At 53.9% G+C, this 399-nt stretch carries 1 rRNA gene; it reads left to right on the top strand.

Features of this window, described 5'->3' with window-relative positions:
• Window positions 1-399: ribosomal RNA gene (locus IAE50_RS25735) — 23S ribosomal RNA — on the top strand; the annotation flags it as partial.

A 399-nucleotide genomic window follows, 5' to 3' on the forward strand; every position in this document is an offset into this window, starting at 1 on the left:
TATCACAGCATGAATACATAGTGCTGTGAGGCGAACCGGGGGAACTGAAACATCTAAGTACCCCGAGGAAAAGAAATCAACCGAGATTCCCCCAGTAGCGGCGAGCGAACGGGGAACAGCCCAGAGCCTGAATCAGCCTGAGTGTTAGTGGAAGCGTCTGGAAAGTCGCGCGATACAGGGTGACAGCCCCGTACACAAAAGCACTCTTGCTGTGAGCTCGATGAGTAGGGCGGGACACGTGGTATCCTGTCTGAATATGGGGGGACCATCCTCCAAGGCTAAATACTCCTGACTGACCGATAGTGAACCAGTACCGTGAGGGAAAGGCGAAAAGAACCCCGGCGAGGGGAGTGAAACAGAACCTGAAACCGTGTACGTACAAGCAGTGGGAGCCTCTTT

The sequence above is a fragment of the Kosakonia sp. S42 genome (genome assembly GCF_016624785.1).
Lineage (GTDB): Bacteria > Pseudomonadota > Gammaproteobacteria > Enterobacterales > Enterobacteriaceae > Kosakonia > Kosakonia cowanii.